Annotated in this window: 23 protein-coding genes; 15 read left to right on the top strand and 8 right to left on the bottom strand. The window is 62.8% G+C overall.

Annotated features, from left to right (window positions below; all coding sequences use genetic code 11):
- Positions 1 to 185: 185 nt before the first annotated feature.
- Positions 186 to 704, bottom strand: coding sequence for a protein-export chaperone SecB (gene secB, locus JI748_RS15430; protein WP_201632665.1), 519 nt, complete (start codon positions 702 to 704; stop codon positions 186 to 188).
- Between the two features lie 85 nt (positions 705 to 789).
- Positions 790 to 1,248, bottom strand: coding sequence for an FxsA family protein (locus tag JI748_RS15425; RefSeq protein ID WP_233280552.1), 459 nt, complete (start codon positions 1,246 to 1,248; stop codon positions 790 to 792).
- Between the two features lie 166 nt (positions 1,249 to 1,414).
- Between JI748_RS15425 and JI748_RS15420 the strand changes: the two genes are divergently transcribed.
- From JI748_RS15420 to JI748_RS15410, 3 genes are read left to right on the top strand one after another with little or no spacing between them, the layout of a single operon-like run.
- Complete coding sequence (locus tag JI748_RS15420; protein ID WP_201632662.1) at positions 1,415 to 2,137, top strand: Tim44/TimA family putative adaptor protein; 723 nt, start codon at positions 1,415 to 1,417, stop codon at positions 2,135 to 2,137.
- 24 nt (positions 2,138 to 2,161) lie between these two features.
- On the top strand, positions 2,162 to 2,743 hold the full coding sequence (locus JI748_RS15415; RefSeq protein ID WP_201632659.1) for a Smr/MutS family protein: 582 nt from the start codon (positions 2,162 to 2,164) through the stop codon (positions 2,741 to 2,743).
- Positions 2,740 to 3,108, top strand: a complete 369-nt coding sequence (locus JI748_RS15410; RefSeq protein ID WP_201632656.1) for a helix-turn-helix domain-containing protein — start codon at positions 2,740 to 2,742, stop codon at positions 3,106 to 3,108. Before JI748_RS15415 ends, JI748_RS15410 begins: the two co-directional genes overlap by 4 nt.
- A 134-nt stretch (positions 3,109 to 3,242) precedes the next feature.
- Here the strand turns inward: JI748_RS15410 and hslU are convergent, their stop codons facing one another.
- A complete protein-coding gene (hslU, locus tag JI748_RS15405; RefSeq protein WP_201632654.1) occupies positions 3,243 to 4,553 on the bottom strand; it encodes an ATP-dependent protease ATPase subunit HslU in 1,311 nt (436 codons plus the stop codon).
- A gap of 60 nt (positions 4,554 to 4,613) precedes the next feature.
- Complete coding sequence (gene hslV / locus JI748_RS15400) at positions 4,614 to 5,168, bottom strand: ATP-dependent protease subunit HslV (RefSeq protein WP_201632651.1); 555 nt, start codon at positions 5,166 to 5,168, stop codon at positions 4,614 to 4,616.
- A 242-nt stretch (positions 5,169 to 5,410) separates the two neighbouring features.
- Between hslV and hisB the strand changes: the two genes are divergently transcribed.
- The 7 genes from hisB (at position 5,411) to coaA (ending at position 10,070) form a co-directional block, all read left to right on the top strand.
- Positions 5,411 to 5,998 (top strand): imidazoleglycerol-phosphate dehydratase HisB, encoded by a 588-nt coding sequence (gene hisB / locus JI748_RS15395; protein WP_201632648.1) that lies wholly within the window; start codon positions 5,411 to 5,413, stop codon positions 5,996 to 5,998.
- Positions 5,999 to 6,167: 169 nt separating this feature from the next.
- A complete protein-coding gene (hisH, locus tag JI748_RS15390; RefSeq protein ID WP_201632645.1) occupies positions 6,168 to 6,821 on the top strand; it encodes an imidazole glycerol phosphate synthase subunit HisH in 654 nt (217 codons plus the stop codon).
- A 142-nt stretch (positions 6,822 to 6,963) separates the two neighbouring features.
- Positions 6,964 to 7,692: a 1-(5-phosphoribosyl)-5-[(5-phosphoribosylamino)methylideneamino]imidazole-4-carboxamide isomerase gene (gene hisA, locus JI748_RS15385; RefSeq protein ID WP_201632642.1), complete on the top strand. Its 729-nt coding sequence runs from the start codon at positions 6,964 to 6,966 to the stop codon at positions 7,690 to 7,692.
- Positions 7,689 to 8,003 (top strand): hypothetical protein, encoded by a 315-nt coding sequence (locus JI748_RS15380; protein WP_201632639.1) that lies wholly within the window; start codon positions 7,689 to 7,691, stop codon positions 8,001 to 8,003. Before hisA ends, JI748_RS15380 begins: the two co-directional genes overlap by 4 nt.
- Positions 8,000 to 8,806 (top strand): imidazole glycerol phosphate synthase subunit HisF, encoded by an 807-nt coding sequence (hisF, locus tag JI748_RS15375; protein ID WP_201632637.1) that lies wholly within the window; start codon positions 8,000 to 8,002, stop codon positions 8,804 to 8,806. Before JI748_RS15380 ends, hisF begins: the two co-directional genes overlap by 4 nt.
- Positions 8,803 to 9,120 (top strand): phosphoribosyl-ATP diphosphatase, encoded by a 318-nt coding sequence (locus JI748_RS15370; protein ID WP_201632634.1) that lies wholly within the window; start codon positions 8,803 to 8,805, stop codon positions 9,118 to 9,120. The genes hisF and JI748_RS15370 overlap by 4 nt, the downstream gene beginning before the upstream one ends.
- The gene (gene coaA / locus JI748_RS15365; RefSeq protein WP_201632631.1) at positions 9,120 to 10,070 is read left to right on the top strand and encodes a type I pantothenate kinase; all 951 of its coding nucleotides are present in this window, start codon (positions 9,120 to 9,122) and stop codon (positions 10,068 to 10,070) included. Before JI748_RS15370 ends, coaA begins: the two co-directional genes overlap by 1 nt.
- Before the next feature lie 106 nt (positions 10,071 to 10,176).
- On the opposite strand, the gene JI748_RS15360 is transcribed toward coaA, so the two are convergent.
- Positions 10,177 to 10,527, bottom strand: a complete 351-nt coding sequence (locus JI748_RS15360) for a VOC family protein (protein WP_201632628.1) — start codon at positions 10,525 to 10,527, stop codon at positions 10,177 to 10,179.
- Between the two features lie 114 nt (positions 10,528 to 10,641).
- Here JI748_RS15360 and dapB point away from each other — a divergent pair, with 114 nt between their 5' ends.
- Both dapB and JI748_RS15350 read left to right on the top strand, forming a co-directional pair.
- Positions 10,642 to 11,457 carry a 4-hydroxy-tetrahydrodipicolinate reductase gene (gene dapB, locus JI748_RS15355; protein ID WP_201632625.1) on the top strand — a complete coding sequence of 272 codons (816 nt, stop codon included), beginning with the start codon at positions 10,642 to 10,644 and terminating at the stop codon, positions 11,455 to 11,457.
- 73 nt (positions 11,458 to 11,530) lie between these two features.
- A complete protein-coding gene (locus JI748_RS15350; RefSeq protein WP_201632622.1) occupies positions 11,531 to 12,145 on the top strand; it encodes a 2,3-bisphosphoglycerate-dependent phosphoglycerate mutase in 615 nt (204 codons plus the stop codon).
- 150 nt (positions 12,146 to 12,295) lie between these two features.
- Here the strand turns inward: JI748_RS15350 and JI748_RS15345 are convergent, their stop codons facing one another.
- Both JI748_RS15345 and JI748_RS15340 read right to left on the bottom strand, forming a co-directional pair.
- On the bottom strand, positions 12,296 to 13,162 hold the full coding sequence (locus tag JI748_RS15345) for a methylated-DNA--[protein]-cysteine S-methyltransferase (RefSeq protein WP_201632619.1): 867 nt from the start codon (positions 13,160 to 13,162) through the stop codon (positions 12,296 to 12,298).
- A gap of 71 nt (positions 13,163 to 13,233) precedes the next feature.
- Entirely contained in the window at positions 13,234 to 13,725 is a 492-nt protein-coding gene (locus tag JI748_RS15340; RefSeq protein WP_201632617.1) for a DUF2244 domain-containing protein, read from the bottom strand.
- Positions 13,726 to 13,762: 37 nt separating this feature from the next.
- On the opposite strand from JI748_RS15340, the gene nth reads away from it, so the two are divergent.
- Complete coding sequence (gene nth / locus JI748_RS15335) at positions 13,763 to 14,461, top strand: endonuclease III (protein WP_201632614.1); 699 nt, start codon at positions 13,763 to 13,765, stop codon at positions 14,459 to 14,461.
- Here the strand turns inward: nth and JI748_RS15330 are convergent.
- Complete coding sequence (locus tag JI748_RS15330; RefSeq protein ID WP_201632611.1) at positions 14,458 to 14,898, bottom strand: DUF2214 family protein; 441 nt, start codon at positions 14,896 to 14,898, stop codon at positions 14,458 to 14,460. The genes nth and JI748_RS15330 overlap by 4 nt on opposite strands.
- A 54-nt stretch (positions 14,899 to 14,952) precedes the next feature.
- Between JI748_RS15330 and JI748_RS15325 the strand changes: the two genes are divergently transcribed.
- Together JI748_RS15325 and JI748_RS15320 are read left to right on the top strand one after the other, a co-directional pair.
- Positions 14,953 to 15,513 carry a TetR/AcrR family transcriptional regulator gene (locus JI748_RS15325; RefSeq protein WP_201632608.1) on the top strand — a complete coding sequence of 187 codons (561 nt, stop codon included), beginning with the start codon at positions 14,953 to 14,955 and terminating at the stop codon, positions 15,511 to 15,513.
- 62 nt (positions 15,514 to 15,575) lie between these two features.
- The gene (locus JI748_RS15320; protein ID WP_201632604.1) at positions 15,576 to 16,580 is read left to right on the top strand and encodes an adenosine kinase; all 1,005 of its coding nucleotides are present in this window, start codon (positions 15,576 to 15,578) and stop codon (positions 16,578 to 16,580) included.
- Positions 16,581 to 16,623 lie beyond the last annotated feature (43 nt).

The following is a 16,623-nucleotide window of genomic DNA, read 5'->3' as shown; positions in this document are numbered from 1 at the left end:
CCCCCCTCTGAGGGGGAGGGTGGACACAGTGAATATCCGAACTCGGTGCCACACCTTCCCCCTTGAGGAGAAGGCAAAGCAGAGCTTGGCGAGGAACGAGCCTAGCGCCGCTCGGAAGGGGGTAACTTCCCCAAACAAAAGCCCCGGCACAAGACCGGGGCTTTCCAATTCAAAACCACAAAACCTTAGTTCAGCGTCTCGCCATCGGCTGGAGTTGCGGCACCCGCACCGCCCTGCTGGGCCGCGAGCTTGGCGAGGTTCTGGCGGTAGATTGCGGAGAAATCCACAGGCTCCATCATCAGCGGCGGGAAGCCGCCTTGCTGGGTGACGCTGGCGAGAACCTGGCGCGCGAACGGGAAAATCAGGCGCGGGCATTCGATCATCAAGAGCGGCGAAAGCTGGTTTTCCGGCACGTTCTTGAGGCGGAAGATGCCGCCATAAACCAGCTCGACATTGAAGAGCACGGTTTCTTCGCGGTTGGCCTTGGCGTTGAGTGTCAGCTCGACCGCGTAGATCTCATCGTTCTGCTTCTTGACGCCGACCGAGATCGAGACGTTGAAGGCCGGATTGCCGCCGCCGGACAGAAGCGTTGCCGGCGCACCCGGATTTTCGAACGACAGGTCACGGATATACTGACCCACAAGGTTCATGCTGGGGGCGGTGGCGGGCTGCGGCGTCGTCGCGCCCTGGGTATCGTCGGCCATTATGCTTGGTCCTTTTTAACGGGTTATCGGCAGCATCTTGGCCGGCTGGCTAGCACTTTTGCCGGTTTCCGACAAGCTTGACCGCTTACGGGCGGCCATCGCGCCAGTCGTCATTGTCGAGGTCGATCGTGGTCGGCCGCTGCAACCGGCCATCCTCGGCCGAATAGCGACGGTAGGCGCCGGTATCGACCACGGTGACGCGGCGGGCCAGCGAGGAGAAAATCCAGCCGCGCACGCCCGGCACCAAAAGTAGGAGGGCGACGATGTCGCTGAGGAAACCCGGTAGCACGAGAAACAGCGCAGCCAGGCCGATCAGCATGGCATCAAAGATTTCGCGCCCCGGCAGCGTGCCGGCACCAAGGTTGCTGCGCATGCGCGAAAGGACGCCAAGACCCTGCTGGCGCAACAGCACGACACCCAAGAGCGCTGCGCCGATCACCAGGGCCAACGTCGGAAAGAGGCCAATTGCCCGGCCGACGATAATGAACACGGCGATTTCCACCAGCGGCAAGAGGAGGAAGCCAAGGGGCAAGAGTCGGATCACTGGGCGGTCCTTTGTTAAGGGTGTCGGCGCGGCATAATGCAACTCGCCCATGGGTGAACTGGTTTTGGGCTAAAGCTTTCCCTATATATAGGCCAGCCCCGGCGCGGAACGAGCGCCAGCCCGGATTTTTTTGGATTAAGCGCGGTCGCGCAAGGTGCCCAAGATAATGGACGATTTTCTCGATCTGCCCACCCTGATTGCCATTGTCGTGGCAGTCTTCGTGCTGTTCCGGCTCCGCTCGGTGCTGGGAACGCGGACCGGGACCGAACGCCCGCCAGTCGACCGCAGCCGTTCGACGCCGGTGGAAAAGAAAGCCGGCACCGAAGACGACACCGTAGTGCCGATGCGCCCCCGCAGCGCCCAGCCGGAGCTCGACGATGAGCGCCGCGCCCGCAAGCTCGAAGCCGAGATCGAGCAGCATTCGCGCGGCGACGAAGCGCTCAAGGCCGGCCTCAAGACTGTGGCGGAAGCCGACGCGACCTTTACGCCCAAATCCTTCCTCGAGGGCGCCAAGCAGGCTTACGAGATGATCGTCACCGCCTATGCCGAAGGCGATCGCCAGACGCTCAAGAACCTTCTCGACAAGGACATCTTTGAGAGCTTCGCGCGCGCCATCAGCGACCGCGAAGCGGCTGGCCAGAAGGTCGATTTCACCTTTGTCGGCCTGCCCAAGATCGAGATTTCCGAAGCCGAATACGAAGGCAAGAACGTTTCCGTCACCGTGCGCTTCCATGCCGAAGTCGTATCGGCAACGCGCGACAAGGATGGCACGCTGGTGGAAGGCAATGCCGACCAGGTGCAGACCATCGCCGACGAATGGACCTTTGCGCGCAATCCCAAATCGCGCGATCCGAACTGGAAAGTCGTCTCCACCAGCCAGCTCGACTGATCTTTTGCGGCGGGTGCTTTTTTAATGTCCAAGCGCGACACCAAGCGCCTGCCGCATGACTTCCACTTGTGGACCAGCGTCAGCTCCACCGTCGAGCCGCTGCGCCGCAAGGGTCTGCTGAAGCTCAGCCAGGGCGCCCTGCCCCTGCCGGAGCCCGAACCAAAGCCAGCCATCAAGCCCGGGCCCAAGCCGCTCAAGGCCGGCAAGCCTTTCCTCCCGCCCTATCAGGCGCCGAGCCCCATGCTGTCGGTCCCAGGCAAGGCCGTCGACCCGGCCATCCACAAAAAAGTCCGCCGCGGCCGCATCGAGATCGATGGCACAATCGACCTTCATGGCATGACCCAGACCGAAGCCCGCGAGGCGCTGCGCCGCTATATCGGTGCACGGGCGTCGCGCGGCGATCGGACGATCCTTGTGATTACCGGCAAGGGGCTCAAGACCGACAACGACTATATCGCCGCCATGAACGAGCGCGGCATCTTGCGCACCATGCTGCCGATCTGGCTGTCCGAACCGGGTCTTGCCCATATGATTTCGGGCTGGAGCCTTGCGGCGCGCGGCCATGGTGGGGAGGGCGCCTGGTATGTGCGCCTGCGCCGCCAATGACCCCCCTCGGCGCCAAGCTTCGTGCCCTGCGGGAGGCCCGCGGCATCTCCCTCAAGGAAATGGCCGCCGCGCTCAACGTTTCGAGCGCCTATCTTTCCGCGCTGGAACATGGCCGCCGCGGCAAGCCGACGGGCTTTTTGCTCCACCGCATCATCGCCTTTTTCAACGTTATCTGGGACGAAGCCGAAGAACTGCAGCGGCTGGCGGAAATGAGCGACCCGAAAGTCACGATCGACACCGGCGGGCTCACCCCGGAAGCGACGGAGCTGACCAATCGGCTGCGAGACAATATCGACCGGCTGGAGCCGGAGGACTTGCGATTTTTGCGCGATGAGCTGGTGAAGCGGAGCGGGCGGAAGCGCTGAGCCCTTCCCTTCTCCCCTTGCGGGAGAAGGTGGATCGCGCAAAGCGCGAGACGGATGAGGGGTGCCGAGCTTGGTTTAGAACCCCTCATCCGCCCTTTGGGCACCTTCTCCCGCAAGGGGAGAAGGGAAGAAAGCTAAAGCACGAACTTGCTCAGATCCGTATCCTTGGCCAAGACGCCCACCTTCTCCCGCACGAAGGCGGCGTCGATGTTGACGGTCTGACCGGCGCGGTCAGGAGCGTCGAAGCTGATGTCTTCCACCAGCCGCTCAAGCACCGTCTGCAATCGACGGGCGCCGATGTTTTCGACGGTGGAATTGACTAGAACGGCGGCATCGGCAATCGCCTCGATGGCGTCTGCGCTGACCGAAAGGGTCACGCCTTCCGTGCCCATTAAGGCGACATACTGCTTGATGAGGCTGGCCTCGGTGTCGCTGAGGATGGCGATGAAGTCTTCGCGCGTGAGCGCCTTCAACTCCACCCGGATCGGCAAGCGGCCTTGAAGCTCCGGCAGGAGGTCCGAAGGCTTGCTGACATGGAAGGCGCCTGAGGCGATGAACAGCACGTGGTCGGTCTTGACCGGTCCATACTTGGTCGAAACCGTAGTACCTTCGATCAGCGGCAGCAGGTCGCGCTGCACGCCCTCGCGCGACGGACCGCCCTGGACGCCACCCTCGCGGGCCGCGACCTTGTCGATCTCGTCGATAAAGACGATGCCGTGGTTTTCGACGAGCTCGATCGCCTCGGCCTTGAGCTGGTCCTGGTCGAGCAGCTTGTCGGCTTCTTCGGCGATCAGCGGCTCATAGGCATCCTTGACCTTGATCTTGCGCTTGACCCCGCGCCCGCCCATGGCCTGCTTGAACATGTCGGAGAGATTGATCATCCCGACGCCGCCCTGCATGCCCGGAAAATCCATGCCCTGCGGCGTGGGCGGGGTCATCTCGAGCTCGATTTCCTTGTCATCAAGTTCGTTGTTGCGCAGCTTGGTGCGGAAACTGTCGCGCGTCGATGGCGTCGCCGAAGTGCCGACCAACGCATCGAGCACGCGCTCTTCGGCATTGTGATGGGCCTGCGCTTCCACATCGCGGCGGCGCTTGTCGCGCAGGACGGTAATGCCGGCCTCGACGAGGTCGCGCACGATCTGCTCGACGTCGCGGCCGACATAGCCGACCTCGGTAAACTTGGTGGCTTCGACCTTGACAAACGGCGCCTGCGCGAGGCGAGCCAGCCGGCGCGAAATCTCGGTCTTGCCGACACCGGTCGGCCCGATCATCAAAATGTTCTTAGGCGAAACTTCGCGCCGCAGCTCGGGGGCAAGCTGCTGACGGCGCCAGCGATTGCGCAGGGCCACCGCCACGGCGCGCTTGGCATCGGCCTGACCCACGATATGGCGGTCGAGCTCGGACACGATCTCGCGCGGCGAAAAATTGGTTTCAGTCACTTTCATTGCCTTTCGGATCGCTCGAAAGCCGATCCTCTTGCTGCCGCCAAAAAGGCCGGCAGGGTGTTAGATCTCGATCGCTTCGACGGTCACGTTGCCATTGGTGTAGACGCAGATTTCTTCGGCGATCTTCATGGCGCGGCGGGCCACGTCCTCGGCATCGAGGTCGGTCGCCTGGTGCAGCGCCAGGGCTGCGGAATGTGCATAATTGCCACCCGAGCCGATGGCGATGACGCCGTGGTCAGGGGTCAGGACGTCGCCATTGCCGGTCAGCACCAGCGTGTCCTTGCTATCGGCGACGATCATCATAGCTTCCAGCTTGCGGAGGTAGCGATCGGTGCGCCAGTCCTTGGCGAGCTCGACGGCGGCGCGCATCAGCTGATCGGGATATTGCTCGAGCTTGCCTTCGAGGCGCTCGAACAGGGTAAAGGCATCGGCGGTCGATCCGGCAAAGCCGCCGATCACCTTGCCACCGGCGAGCCGGCGCACCTTTTTGGCGCCATGCTTCATCACCGTCTGGCCCATGGAAACCTGGCCATCGCCAGCCACCACGACCTTATTGTCACGGCGCACGGAAACGATCGTCGTCCCGTGCCAGCCGGGGAAAGAACTATCACTCATTGGGGGAGGTACTCCGAACTGTTGAGTACTATTTAGGAGCGGTATGAGCGATTGCAACCGCGGCAAGTCACCCCCTCCCCACCTCCCCCGTAAGCCGGGGGAGGAGTGAGATCGTGCCACTCCCACCAGCGGAGTTCCTCCCCCTTCTGCAGGGGGAGGTTGGGTGGGGGTTCTTCCCTAACCCAATCTTCACGCGTCCATGCCTATCTGCTAGGGAGCCGCCGACCTTTCGGAGACCGCCCATGCGCACCGCTTCCATCGCCCGCAAGACCAACGAGACCGAGATCGCCGTCTCGATCGATCTCGACGGCACCGGCGTGCATTCCATGAAGACCGGCGTTGGCTTTTTCGATCACATGCTCGATCAGCTCTCGCGTCACTCGCTGATCGACATGGATGTGCGCTGCAAGGGCGACCTTCACATCGACTTCCACCACACGGTGGAAGATGTCGGCATTGCCTTGGGCCAGGCAATAAAAGAAGCGCTGGGCGACAAGAAGGGAATCCGCCGCTACGCCTCCTGCGATCTGCCGATGGATGGTACGCTCACCCGCGCCGCGCTCGACGTGTCGGGCCGCGCCTTTCTCGTCTTCAAGGCCGAGTTCTCGCAAGGCAAGATCGGCGAGATCGACACCGAGCTTTTCCGCGAATTCTTCCAGGCGCTAGCCATCAATGCCGGCATCACGCTCCACATCGAAAACTTCTATTTCGACAACAACCACCATCTGGCGGAGTCGATGTTCAAGGCCGTGGCCCGCGCCCTCCGCGATGCCGTGGAGATAGACTCGCGCGCCGCCGACCGCGTGCCGAGCACCAAGGGCACGCTCTAGGCTTTCGCTGCCAAGGCTTTTGCACTAAGTCAGCCATAACCACGGGATGTCACCCCGGCGCAGGCCGGGGCCCATCCTGAGATCTCAAGATGGATCCCGGCTCAAGGCCGGGATGACATGGAGGGTGTGGACAGCTCTTGCCTCACCCCGGAATTGCTAGGACACGGTTATGAGCATTGTCGCCATCATCGATTACGGCGCCGGCAATCTGCGCTCGGCTGCCAAGGCTTTCGAGCGCGTTGCCAGTGATCTGGGCCAAGGTCACGTCATCGAGGTCACCGCCGATCCCGAACGCGTGCTCAAGGCCGATCGCGTCATGCTGCCCGGCGTCGGCGCCTTTGCCGATTGCAAGGCCGGACTCGATGCGGTGCCCGGCATGGTCGAGGCGCTGGATGAAAAGGTGATCCGCGGCGGCGCTCCGTTCCTGGGCGTTTGCGTCGGCATGCAATTGCTGGCAAGCGAAGGCCGCGAGAAGGCAATAACGCCAGGCCTTGGCTGGATCCCGGGTCCCGTGGAAAAGATCAAGCCGAACGATCCGAGCCTCAAGATCCCGCATATGGGGTGGAACACCATCACCTTCACCAAGCCGCATGCCTTGATGAACGGCATCCAGGATGGTGCGGACGGGCTTCATGCCTATTTCGTCCACTCCTATCACCTGGCGACCGACAGGCCGGACGACCTCGTGGCCACCACGAACTATGGCGGCGACTTCACTGCCTGTGTCGGCCGCGACAACATTTTTGGCACGCAGTTCCACCCGGAAAAGTCGCAGGCGTTGGGGTTGAAGCTTATCGAGAATTTCTTGGGTTGGACGCCATGAAGCGACCCCACCCAGCCTCCCCCGTAAGTCGGGGGAGGAGCCACATCGCGCTTGTGGCACTATCCAAGACCAGACACCGACCTGCTCCTCCCCCTTCTGCAGGGGGAGGCCGGGTGGGGGTTGTACCCGCGAGCACTGCACCATGATCCTCTTCCCCGCCATAGACCTCAAGGACGGCCAGTGCGTGCGCCTCAAGCTTGGCGACATGGAGCAGGCCACCGTCTTCAATGACGATCCCGCGGCGCAGGCAAAGAGTTTTGAGGACCAGGGTTTCGAATATCTCCACGTCGTCGACCTCAACGGGGCCTTCGCTGGCGAGAGCGTCAATGGCGCAGCGGTTGAAGCCATCCTCAGGACGGTGAGCTTCCCCGTCCAGCTGGGCGGCGGCATTCGCAATCTTGGCCATATCGAAGCTTGGCTTAATCGCGGCCTGGCCCGCGTCATTCTCGGTACCGTGGCGGTGCGCGATCCCGCGCTGGTCAAGGAAGCGGCTCAGAAATGGCCGGGCCAAGTCGCTGTCGGCATCGATGCCCGCAAAGGCATGGTCGCGGTGGAAGGCTGGGCGGAGACGTCCGAGCTTTCGGTCATCGAGCTCGCCAAGCGCTTTGAAGGGGCGGGCGTTGCGGCCATCATCTACACCGACATCGACCGCGACGGCATTCTGGCCGGCATCAATTGGGACTCGACGCTCGAGCTGGCGCGCTCGACCTCGATCCCGGTGATCGCCTCCGGCGGCCTTGCCTCCATGGCCGATATCGAGCGCTTGACCCAGCCCGACGCCGCGGTGCTTGAAGGCGCCATTTCCGGCCGTGCGCTGTACGACGGCCGCATTGATTCACGTGAAGCATTGGCACGGTTGAGGGCGGCATGAGCAAGGGCCGCTTCCCCTGGAAGGCCTATGTGATCACCTTCGTGGTCATCGTGCTGATCGCCGCGGCTCCGCTTTTGTCCGTGCTCTTCACCGCATACGTTGCTGACGCCAATGGCTGCGTCGTCGACGAAGGTTCGGTCCATTCCTGCATGATCGGGGGCAGCGACTGGGGCGAGACGCTTTATTTCACCGGCATGATGGGTTGGTTCATGCTCGCCACCATTCCCCTTGGCGGCGGCGCGCTGATCGTCTGGTTCGTCCTTCTTGTGATCCACTATATTGCCTGGCGGCGAAAGGCTTTGATGCCATGAGTTTGAAAACCCGCATCATTCCCTGCCTCGATGTGGCCGGGGGCCGCGTGGTCAAGGGCGTCAATTTCGTCGACCTGATCGATGCCGGCGATCCCGTCGAAGCCGCCATGGCCTATGACGCGGCTGGCGCCGACGAATTGACCTTTTTGGACATCACCGCGAGCCATGAAGGCCGCGATACCATTTTCGACGTCGTGGCGCGCACGGCAGAGCATTGCTTCATGCCGGTGACGGTGGGCGGCGGGGTCAAGAGCATCGACGATATCCGCAAGCTTCTTCTGGCCGGCGCCGACAAGGTCGCGATCAACTCGGCCGCCGTCAACGATCCGGATTTCATCGCCCGCGCCGCGGACAAGTTCGGCAATCAGTGCATCGTCGTCTCCGTCGACGCCAAGCAGCGGCTGACCGAGGCCGTGGGCGGTGACAACCGCTCGGAATGGGAGATTTTTACCCATGGCGGCCGCAAGCCGACCGACATCGACGCGGTGGAATTTGCCGCCCGCATGGTCGAGCGCGGCGCCGGCGAATTGCTGGTGACCTCGATGGACCGCGACGGCACCAAGTCGGGCTTTGATCTCAAGCTCACCCGCGCCATCGCCGATGAAGTCGAAGTGCCGGTGATCGCCTCGGGCGGCGTCGGCACGCTGCAGGACCTGGTCGATGGCGTGACGGAAGGCCATGCCAGCGCGGTGCTGGCGGCCTCGATCTTCCATTTCGGCACCTTCACCATCCCGCAGGCAAAACGCTACATGGCCGAGCATGGCATTGCCATGCGCATGGACCTAAGCCCGGAGGTAAAATGACCCTCGAAGAACTCGAACAGCGCGTGGCCCTCCGCGCCGCTGCCTCGCCGGAAGAAAGCTACACCGCCAAGCTCATCGCCCGCGGCATCAACAAGGCCTCGCAGAAGCTCGGCGAAGAAGCGACGGAGGCGGTGATTGCCGCCGTTACGGGCGACCGGGTGGAACTGGTCAAGGAAAGCGCCGACGTCCTCTATCACTTGATGGTCGTGCTCAAGGCCGCCGGAGTGCCTCTGAGCGATGTCATGGCCGAACTCGATACGCGCACGGCCCAGTCCGGGCTGGCTGAAAAAGCCGCGCGTAAGGATACGCTTTGATGGCAAGGCGTCCCGCTGTGCTCGACCCCTATCGCAGCTTCACCAAGGCCGAATGGAGCGCCCTGCGCGACGGCACGCCGATGACGCTGACGCAGGCTGATATCGATCGCCTGCGATCGCTCTCCGATCCGATTTCGCTTTCGGAAGCCGAAGAAATCTACCTGCCGCTCTCGCGCCTCCTCTCCTATTACGTCGAAGCGACCAAGGGCCTGCATCTCGTCTCCAACCGCTTCCTTGGCTCACCCTCCGAAAAGGTGCCCTTCATTGTCGGCGTGGCTGGCTCGGTGGCGGTGGGCAAGTCGACCACGGCACGAATTCTCCAGGCGCTGCTCAGCCGTTGGCCATCCAACCCCAAGGTCGATCTCGTCACCACCGATGGCTTCCTCCACCCCAATGCGGTGCTCGAAGAGCGCGGGCTGATGTCGCGCAAGGGCTTTCCGGAAAGCTATGATCGCGCCCGCTTCGTCGCTTTCCTGGCCGATATCAAGTCCGGCAAGGCCAATGTCGGCGTCCCGGTCTATTCGCACCTGGTCTATGACGTGGTGCCTGGCGAAGAGATCACCATCGATCGGCCCGACATCCTGATCGTCGAGGGACTAAACATCCTGCAGCCGGGTGAATTGCCCAAGACCGGAAATCCGATCCTCTTCGCCTCCGACTTCATCGATTTTTCGATCTATATCGACGCCGACAACGAAGACCTCGAGCGCTGGTTTCTCGAGCGCTTCTACCGCCTGCGCGAAACCGCCTTCCGCGATCCCAACAGCTTCTTCCGCCGCTTTGCCGAAATGAGCGAGGAACAAGCAGGCGAGTTTGGTCGCACGGTGTGGCGCGACATCAACTTGCCCAACCTGCTCGAAAACGTCCTGCCCACGCGCGGCCGCGCCGATCTTGTGCTCAAGAAGGGCGGCAATCACCGGGTCGGTGAGGTAAGACTGAGACGGCTGTAGAGCCCCCACCCAGCCTCCCCCTGCAGAAGGGGGAGGAGCAGGACCGTGGGTTGAACGCGATGCGACTCCTCCCCCGCCTGACGGGGAGGCCGGGTGGGGCTCTATCCTAATACGTCCCCGGCTGCGGCTGGCTCAGCACGATCAGGTTCCCATCCGGGTCCCGAAGCTTCGCCGTGTTGAAAAAGTGCCCCGTTGCCTTGCTCACCGGCTTGATGCCGTGCATTTCGAGCCGCCCCAGCTCCTCAACCAGGTCATCGACGATCAGCATGGTGACGCTGGCTCCAGCGCGATCCTGGTCGGTCATCACATGCACCCAGCCACCGCCGGGCAGCTTCCATTCGGCGACATCTGCCATGGTTCGCGCATCGGCGCTGCGGCCGAAAAGATATTCGTACCAGACCAGCGACAGGCTCAAATCTTCGACGGCAATGCCGGCCAGCACATTGGTTATCGTCATGGGTGCCCGCTTTTTGCTCTTGAGGCGAATCGTAACACACCGAAGGGCAAGTGCCACCCCGGTTGGCGGCGCGGCACGGCGCTGCTATAGGCGGGTGAGTTTGGGAGGCAGGGCATGAGCAAATTGCGCATCATCGTGGCAGGAGCCGGCGGACGCATGGGCGCTGCCAACCTCAGGGCCGTCGCCACCCATCCCGATCTCGAACTCGTCGGCGCACTCGATCGCCCCGGTTCGAGTGCGCTCGGTAAGGACGCCGGAACCCTCGCTGGCGCCGAGCCGCTTGGCGTTACGATCAGCGATGCCCTGCTCCCTGCCGTCATGAAGGGCGCTCACGCAATTATCGATTTCAGCGCACCTGCGGCTAGCGTTGCGCTTGCGCAGACCGCCGCCAATCTTGGCCTCGTCCACATCATCGGCACGACCGGCTGTTCGGAAGCCGATGACGCCGCCATTGCCGAGGCGGGCCGCAACGGCGCGCGCATCGTCAAGTCCGGCAATTTTTCCCCGGGCATGGTCGCTCTTGCCGTGCTCGTCGAAAAAGCCGCGGCAGCCCTTGCGGACTACGATGTCGAAATCCTTGAAATGCACCACAACCTCAAGGTCGACGCCCCTTCCGGCACTGCTCTGCTCCTGGGCGAAGCGGCGGCACGCGGCCGCGACATCTCGCTCAAGGACAATTCGGTGCGCAGCCGAGATGGCCATACCGGCGCCCGCCAGGCGGGAACGATCGGCTTTGCCACCCTGCGCGGCGGCAATGTGATCGGCGATCATTCGGTGATCCTCGCCGGGCCGTCCGAACGCATCGAGCTGACCCATCGCGCGCAGGACCGCACCATCTATGCCAATGGCGCCACCCGTGCCGCGCTCTGGGCTGCCAACCAGCCCGCAGGCCTTTATTCCATGGCCGACGTTCTCGGCCTCAACGACTGACTGACAAGCATTTCCAGGCGAAGTGGACACCGGTTCGCCGTCCGAAAATGCGGCATAACAAAGGAACAAAAAGATGACCGGCACGCTGATCCTCGTCCGCCACGGCCAGAGCGACTGGAACCTCAAGAACCTCTTTACCGGCTGGCGCAATCCCAACCTCACCGAAAAGGGTGAGGGCGAAGCCCGCGCCACCGGCCAGGCGCTCAAGTCCGCCGGCATCGTCCCGGACCTTTACTACACCTCCGCCCTGCGTCGCGCCCAGCACACGCTGGACCTGATGCTCGAGGAAATGGGCATTTTGAACGTCACCATCACCCGCAATGTAGCGCTCAACGAGCGCGACTACGGCGATCTCTCCGGCCTAAACAAGGATGATGCGCGCGAAAAGTGGGGCGAGGAACAGGTCCACATCTGGCGCCGCTCCTTCGACGTCCCGCCTCCGGGCGGCGAATCGCTCAAGGACACCGCCGCCCGCACCCTGCCCTATTACGAAGCCGAGATCCTACCACAGCTTCGCGACGGCAAGACGGTGCTGGTGGCAGCACACGGCAATTCGTTGCGCGCGCTGGTGATGTCGATCGAAGGCCTGACGCCGGACGAAATCCTCGCCCGCGAAATTGGGACCGGCGAACCGACGGTTTATCGGATCGGTGCGGATGGGAAGCTGGAAGAGCGGGTCACGCTCTAGAAAGTAGTAAGGCCCCCTCACCCGCCGGCTACGCCGTCGACCTCTCCCCCAAAGGGAGAGGTGTCGCTCCGCGAGAGTGCCACAAGCGGCCACCTCTCCCTTTGGGGGAGAGGTCGGCCGAAGGCCGGGTGAGGGGGCCTTCCACGTTAATCACCGAGCCGAAATCACCCCCGCCTCCCAGCCCAGGATCGCCCGCTTGCGCGGCACGCCCCAGTGATAGCCCGTAAGGGCACCCGACGTGCCGACGACGCGGTGGCAGGGCACAACGAAGCTGATGGGGTTTTTCCCCACGGCGGCACCGACGGCGCGCGAGGCCGTTGGCCGGCCGATATGGTTGGCGACACTCCTATAGGTCGCTGCCCGCCCTACCGGGATCTTGAGCAGCGTTTCCCAGACCTTGACCTCGAAATCGGTGCCGATCAGCACCACGCGCACCGGATGCTCGGCCGACCAGCGCCCAGGCTCGAAAATGGGGGCGACCAGCGGCACGACGCGGGCGTCGTCGCGCGTGAATCGTGCATTGGGCCAGCGGGTGGCAAGATCGGCAAAGGCATCCTCGATCGAGGTTTCGCCATCGGCGAAGCCAAGGCCTGAAATGCCGTAGTCGGTGGCGGTCACCACCGCCAACCCAAAGGGAGAAGGCCCGACGCCCCAGAACATGTCGAGCCCGGCGCCTCCGGCACGGAACACCCCAGGCGGCATAGCTTCATAGGTGACGAAAAGATCATGGAGCCGCGACGTAGAGCTCAGGCCCACTTCATAGGTTGTGTCGAGCACGCTGGCCTGGCCCTGCAGCAGGCCTTTTGCATGATTGAGCGCCACAGCCTGGGCAAAGCTTTTCGGCGTGAGGCCACACCAGCGGCGAAAGAGATCAGTCAGCTGCCGCTCGGTAAGCCCCAGCGCGCGCGAAAAGGCCGGAAGGTCGGCCTCGTCCGGGCCGTTTTCGCTGAGGTAGCGAATGGCGGCGCGGATCGTGTCGTAATCAGTTTCGGGCTGGAGCGTGCTGAGCTGGTTCATGGCCAAACCTTGGTCTTGGATGCGGCCAATCTAGAACTCGAAATAACAGGGAGCGACCCGAAAATGACGCGTCAAACCGCGCGCCGCGCCTGCCGCAGGGCGCTGCCAAAGGCTTTGGCGAAGCTCGATTTGTCGTCCACCGACAAGAAGCCGCCAAGCTCGACTTCCTCTTCGGCATGACGAAGAAAGATCGCCGTTGTCCGCTCATAGCCGTCGCGCACGAGGCGGATGCGAACCGCCTTGCTGTCGAAGCGCCGCAACTGCTTTTGCTGGCCAGGTCCGGTAATGACCAGTTCAAGCTGATCCGGCCAAACCGAGATGGCCTGGCTTTGCCGCTTCAGCCGGCCCTGGCGAATGCCCATGGCACCGAGTCCGCCACCCGCGAGCCCGAAAGCGGCAAGTCCGGGAAACAGGAATTCCGGCATGGCAATCAGGAAGGGCGTTCCGACAATGCCGGCCAGCACCAGACCGACCCAGCCGCCCGCAGCATGGAGCGAACGCTCCGGCTTAAGGGTTGCTGAGAATAGCGGTGCGGTTGAGGTGGCTTGCGTCGGAGCGGTCATTGCATCGAAATACTAGGACAGATTCGAAGGCAGGAACATGGCCGCGCCGAGAAAAGTGAAACAGCTCAGCCGCGCCACGGCAGAAGCCATCTTCAACCGCTTTCATGAGATCGAGCCCGAGCCCAAGGGCGAGCTCGACTATGTCAACGCTTTCACGCTGCTGGTGGCCGTGGTCCTCTCCGCGCAGGCCACCGATGTCGGCGTCAACAAGGCGACCAAACGCTTGTTCGAGCTTGCCCCAACCCCCGCGGCTATGGTGGCGCTGGGCGAAGAAGGCATTACCGAGCACATCCGCACCATCGGCCTTTATCGCGGCAAGGCCAAGAACGTCTTCGCGCTGTCGCAGCTGCTGCTCGAAAAGCATGGCGGCGACGTTCCGAGCGAGCGCGAGGCGTTGGAGGCCCTGCCCGGCGTCGGCCGCAAGACGGCCAATGTCGTGCTCAACATCTTCTTCAAGCAGCCGACCATTGCCGTGGACACCCACCTCTTCCGCGTCAGCAACCGCACGGGTCTGGCCCCCGCGCCGACGCCGCTCGCGGTGGAGCAGAAGCTGCTAAAGATCGTGCCGGAGCGTTTCATGCTCCACGCGCATCACTGGCTGATCCTGCACGGTCGCTATATCTGCAAGGCGCGGACCCCGGAATGCTGGCGCTGCCCGATCAGGGAGTGGTGCCTTTACGAGCCCAAGACGCCGTTCCCCAACAAGTCACCCAAGAAGGCCTTGCCACTGGCTTAGCTGCCATAGCCCCGTGCCATGGCGGCCGCAAAGATCGGGATGAACAGCAAAACGCCCGCTTGCAGATGGACGAACCTGCGGCTGGCGGCGACCTCGTTGGCCGGCGGTGCCCCTGCCCCGGTCTTGTCCCAGCGGCGAATGGCGATGGTGGGCGGGATCGTCAGAAGCCCCATGATCAGGAATGCCGTCATCTTGCCCCAGAAGGCGTGATTGCCGAGATAGTATTGCCAGCCCATGTCGCCGAAGATGACGCGGATGATGCCAACGACGATGACGAGACCAGCAACGGTGCCGTAAGCAGCGTCAACTTTGGCCAACTGCTTGACCTGGCCTGCGCCGATCCCCGGCCGAAGCAGCGCAAATTCGGCAGCAAAGATCCCCACCAATGTGAACACTGCTAGATGGTGCGTGCAAGCAAGGACAAAATCCCAGTCCATCGTTAAACAGCCTCAAGTTGACAGCGCTTACATGAGTGAAGCATGGTGTGAACGATGTCAACATTATCCAATGCCCCGTATCACCACGGCACTTTACGCCAATCTCTGCTCGAAGCCGCGCTTATCATCCTTGCTCGAGAGGGTGAGGCCGGGCTCGGCCTGCGCGATCTTGCGCGGGCGGTCGGCGTGTCGCCTGCAGCGCCCTATCGTCATTTCGATAGCCGCGCCGCCCTGCTCGAAGCCTTGGCCGTCACCGGCTTTCAGCGTTTCGCCGCCCGCATGGAAGAGGTTGCCGCCAGCGAGCCCGACGACAAGATGGCGGCCATGGGCAAGACCTACGTGCTCTTTGCGCTCGAAAACGCCAATCTTTTTCGCCTGATGTTCTCGCCGCAGCTGAAGCGCGAAAACAGGCCCGGCCTGCGCATGGCAGCCGATGCGGCCTTCGATACCATGCGCCACTTCATTGATGGCGACATGGAAAAGGGTCGCATCCAGGCTCTGGCAGCATGGGCAAAGGTGCATGGCCTGGCGGTGCTGCTGCTCGACGGGCAGATCACCATTCGCCCGCGAGAGGACACCGAGGCCCTGATCGCCCAGATCATCGCCGGGCTTTAGTTGCCGCAGCGGCAATCATGCTCTAAACCGGCTCACGGCCTTTCCTCATGCCGGATCCCCTAATGACCCAGACCCGCTTCGACGTGCTGACCATCGGCAACGCGATCGTCGATATCATCGCACCCGCCGAGCCCGGCTTCATCGAACGCGAAGGCATGACCGAAGGCATCATGCACCTGATCGAAACCGATCGGGCGGAAGACCTTTACGGCAAGATGCCCCTGGGCAAGCAGCAGATCGGTGGAGGCTCTGCGGCCAATACCGCCGCCGGCGTCGCTTCGCTCGGCGGCCGTGCGGCCTTTGTCGGCAAGGTGGCCGATGACGTGCTGGGTGACGTGTTCGAAACCGACCTCACCGCTGCGGGCGTTCATTATACGACCGGCCGCCTCAAGGGCGGTGCATTGACGGCACGCTGCATGATCTTCGTTTCCGAAGACGGCGAGCGCACCATGAACACCTATCTCGGCGCCTGCCACCAGCTGACCGAACAGGATATCAAGCCCGACGAGATCGGCGGCGCCGCAATCACCTATATGGAAGGGTTTCTGTGGGACCCGGCCGAAGCCAAGAAGGCCTTCGTCCTCGCCGCGCACTACGCCCACAAGAACGAACGCGCTGCCGCCTTTACCTTATCGGACCCGTTCTGCGTCGATCGCTACCGCGCCGAATTCCTCGATCTAATACGCTCCAAGACCATGGACTATGTCTTTGCCAATGTTCATGAGCTCAAATCTTTGTACCAGACCGACGACCTGGGCGAGGCCGTGCGCCAGATCGCCAAGGACGCCGAAGTCGCCGCCATCACCATGGGCGCCGATGGGGCCATGGCGGTGATCAATGGCGAGATCGTTTCGGTGCCGGCCTATCCGGTCGAAAAAGTCGTCGACGCCACCGGGGCCGGTGATCTTTTTGCCTCGGGTTTTCTGCTCGGCATGGCGCGTGGGCAAACAGTGGAATCGGCTTTGCGCACCGGCTGCCTCGCCGCCAGCGAAGTGATCAGCCACATCGGCGCAAGGCCGCAGCTGGATTTGGCTGATCTGACGCGGCGGCATGGACTGGTCGGGTAAGACCCCCACCCAACCTCCCCCGTAAGTCGGGGGAGGAGCACGA

Origin of the sequence: Devosia rhizoryzae, assembly GCF_016698665.1 — a bacterium.
In the GTDB taxonomy this organism is placed as follows: domain Bacteria; phylum Pseudomonadota; class Alphaproteobacteria; order Rhizobiales; family Devosiaceae; genus Devosia; species Devosia rhizoryzae.
Note: the sequence above shows the minus strand (reverse complement) of the source record. Positions and strands in the feature narration are given on the sequence as shown.

What these genes read in the sequence shown, in the direction of transcription:
- secB (WP_201632665.1), bottom strand. Translation starts at nt 704, where the DNA reads ATGGCCGACGATACCCAGGGCGCGACGACGCCGCAGCCCGCCACCGCC.
- JI748_RS15420 (WP_201632662.1), top strand. Translation starts at nt 1,415, where the DNA reads ATGGACGATTTTCTCGATCTGCCCACCCTGATTGCCATTGTCGTGGCA.
- JI748_RS15415 (WP_201632659.1), top strand. Translation starts at nt 2,162, where the DNA reads ATGTCCAAGCGCGACACCAAGCGCCTGCCGCATGACTTCCACTTGTGG.
- JI748_RS15410 (WP_201632656.1), top strand. Translation starts at nt 2,740, where the DNA reads ATGACCCCCCTCGGCGCCAAGCTTCGTGCCCTGCGGGAGGCCCGCGGC.
- hslU (WP_201632654.1), bottom strand. Translation starts at nt 4,553, where the DNA reads ATGAAAGTGACTGAAACCAATTTTTCGCCGCGCGAGATCGTGTCCGAG.
- hslV (WP_201632651.1), bottom strand. Translation starts at nt 5,168, where the DNA reads ATGAGTGATAGTTCTTTCCCCGGCTGGCACGGGACGACGATCGTTTCC.
- hisB (WP_201632648.1), top strand. Translation starts at nt 5,411, where the DNA reads ATGCGCACCGCTTCCATCGCCCGCAAGACCAACGAGACCGAGATCGCC.
- hisH (WP_201632645.1), top strand. Translation starts at nt 6,168, where the DNA reads ATGAGCATTGTCGCCATCATCGATTACGGCGCCGGCAATCTGCGCTCG.
- hisA (WP_201632642.1), top strand. Translation starts at nt 6,964, where the DNA reads ATGATCCTCTTCCCCGCCATAGACCTCAAGGACGGCCAGTGCGTGCGC.
- JI748_RS15380 (WP_201632639.1), top strand. Translation starts at nt 7,689, where the DNA reads ATGAGCAAGGGCCGCTTCCCCTGGAAGGCCTATGTGATCACCTTCGTG.
- hisF (WP_201632637.1), top strand. Translation starts at nt 8,000, where the DNA reads ATGAGTTTGAAAACCCGCATCATTCCCTGCCTCGATGTGGCCGGGGGC.
- JI748_RS15370 (WP_201632634.1), top strand. Translation starts at nt 8,803, where the DNA reads ATGACCCTCGAAGAACTCGAACAGCGCGTGGCCCTCCGCGCCGCTGCC.
- coaA (WP_201632631.1), top strand. Translation starts at nt 9,120, where the DNA reads ATGGCAAGGCGTCCCGCTGTGCTCGACCCCTATCGCAGCTTCACCAAG.
- JI748_RS15360 (WP_201632628.1), bottom strand. Translation starts at nt 10,527, where the DNA reads ATGACGATAACCAATGTGCTGGCCGGCATTGCCGTCGAAGATTTGAGC.
- dapB (WP_201632625.1), top strand. Translation starts at nt 10,642, where the DNA reads ATGAGCAAATTGCGCATCATCGTGGCAGGAGCCGGCGGACGCATGGGC.
- JI748_RS15350 (WP_201632622.1), top strand. Translation starts at nt 11,531, where the DNA reads ATGACCGGCACGCTGATCCTCGTCCGCCACGGCCAGAGCGACTGGAAC.
- JI748_RS15345 (WP_201632619.1), bottom strand. Translation starts at nt 13,162, where the DNA reads ATGAACCAGCTCAGCACGCTCCAGCCCGAAACTGATTACGACACGATC.
- JI748_RS15340 (WP_201632617.1), bottom strand. Translation starts at nt 13,725, where the DNA reads ATGACCGCTCCGACGCAAGCCACCTCAACCGCACCGCTATTCTCAGCA.
- nth (WP_201632614.1), top strand. Translation starts at nt 13,763, where the DNA reads ATGGCCGCGCCGAGAAAAGTGAAACAGCTCAGCCGCGCCACGGCAGAA.
- JI748_RS15330 (WP_201632611.1), bottom strand. Translation starts at nt 14,898, where the DNA reads ATGGACTGGGATTTTGTCCTTGCTTGCACGCACCATCTAGCAGTGTTC.
- JI748_RS15325 (WP_201632608.1), top strand. Translation starts at nt 14,953, where the DNA reads ATGTCAACATTATCCAATGCCCCGTATCACCACGGCACTTTACGCCAA.
- JI748_RS15320 (WP_201632604.1), top strand. Translation starts at nt 15,576, where the DNA reads ATGACCCAGACCCGCTTCGACGTGCTGACCATCGGCAACGCGATCGTC.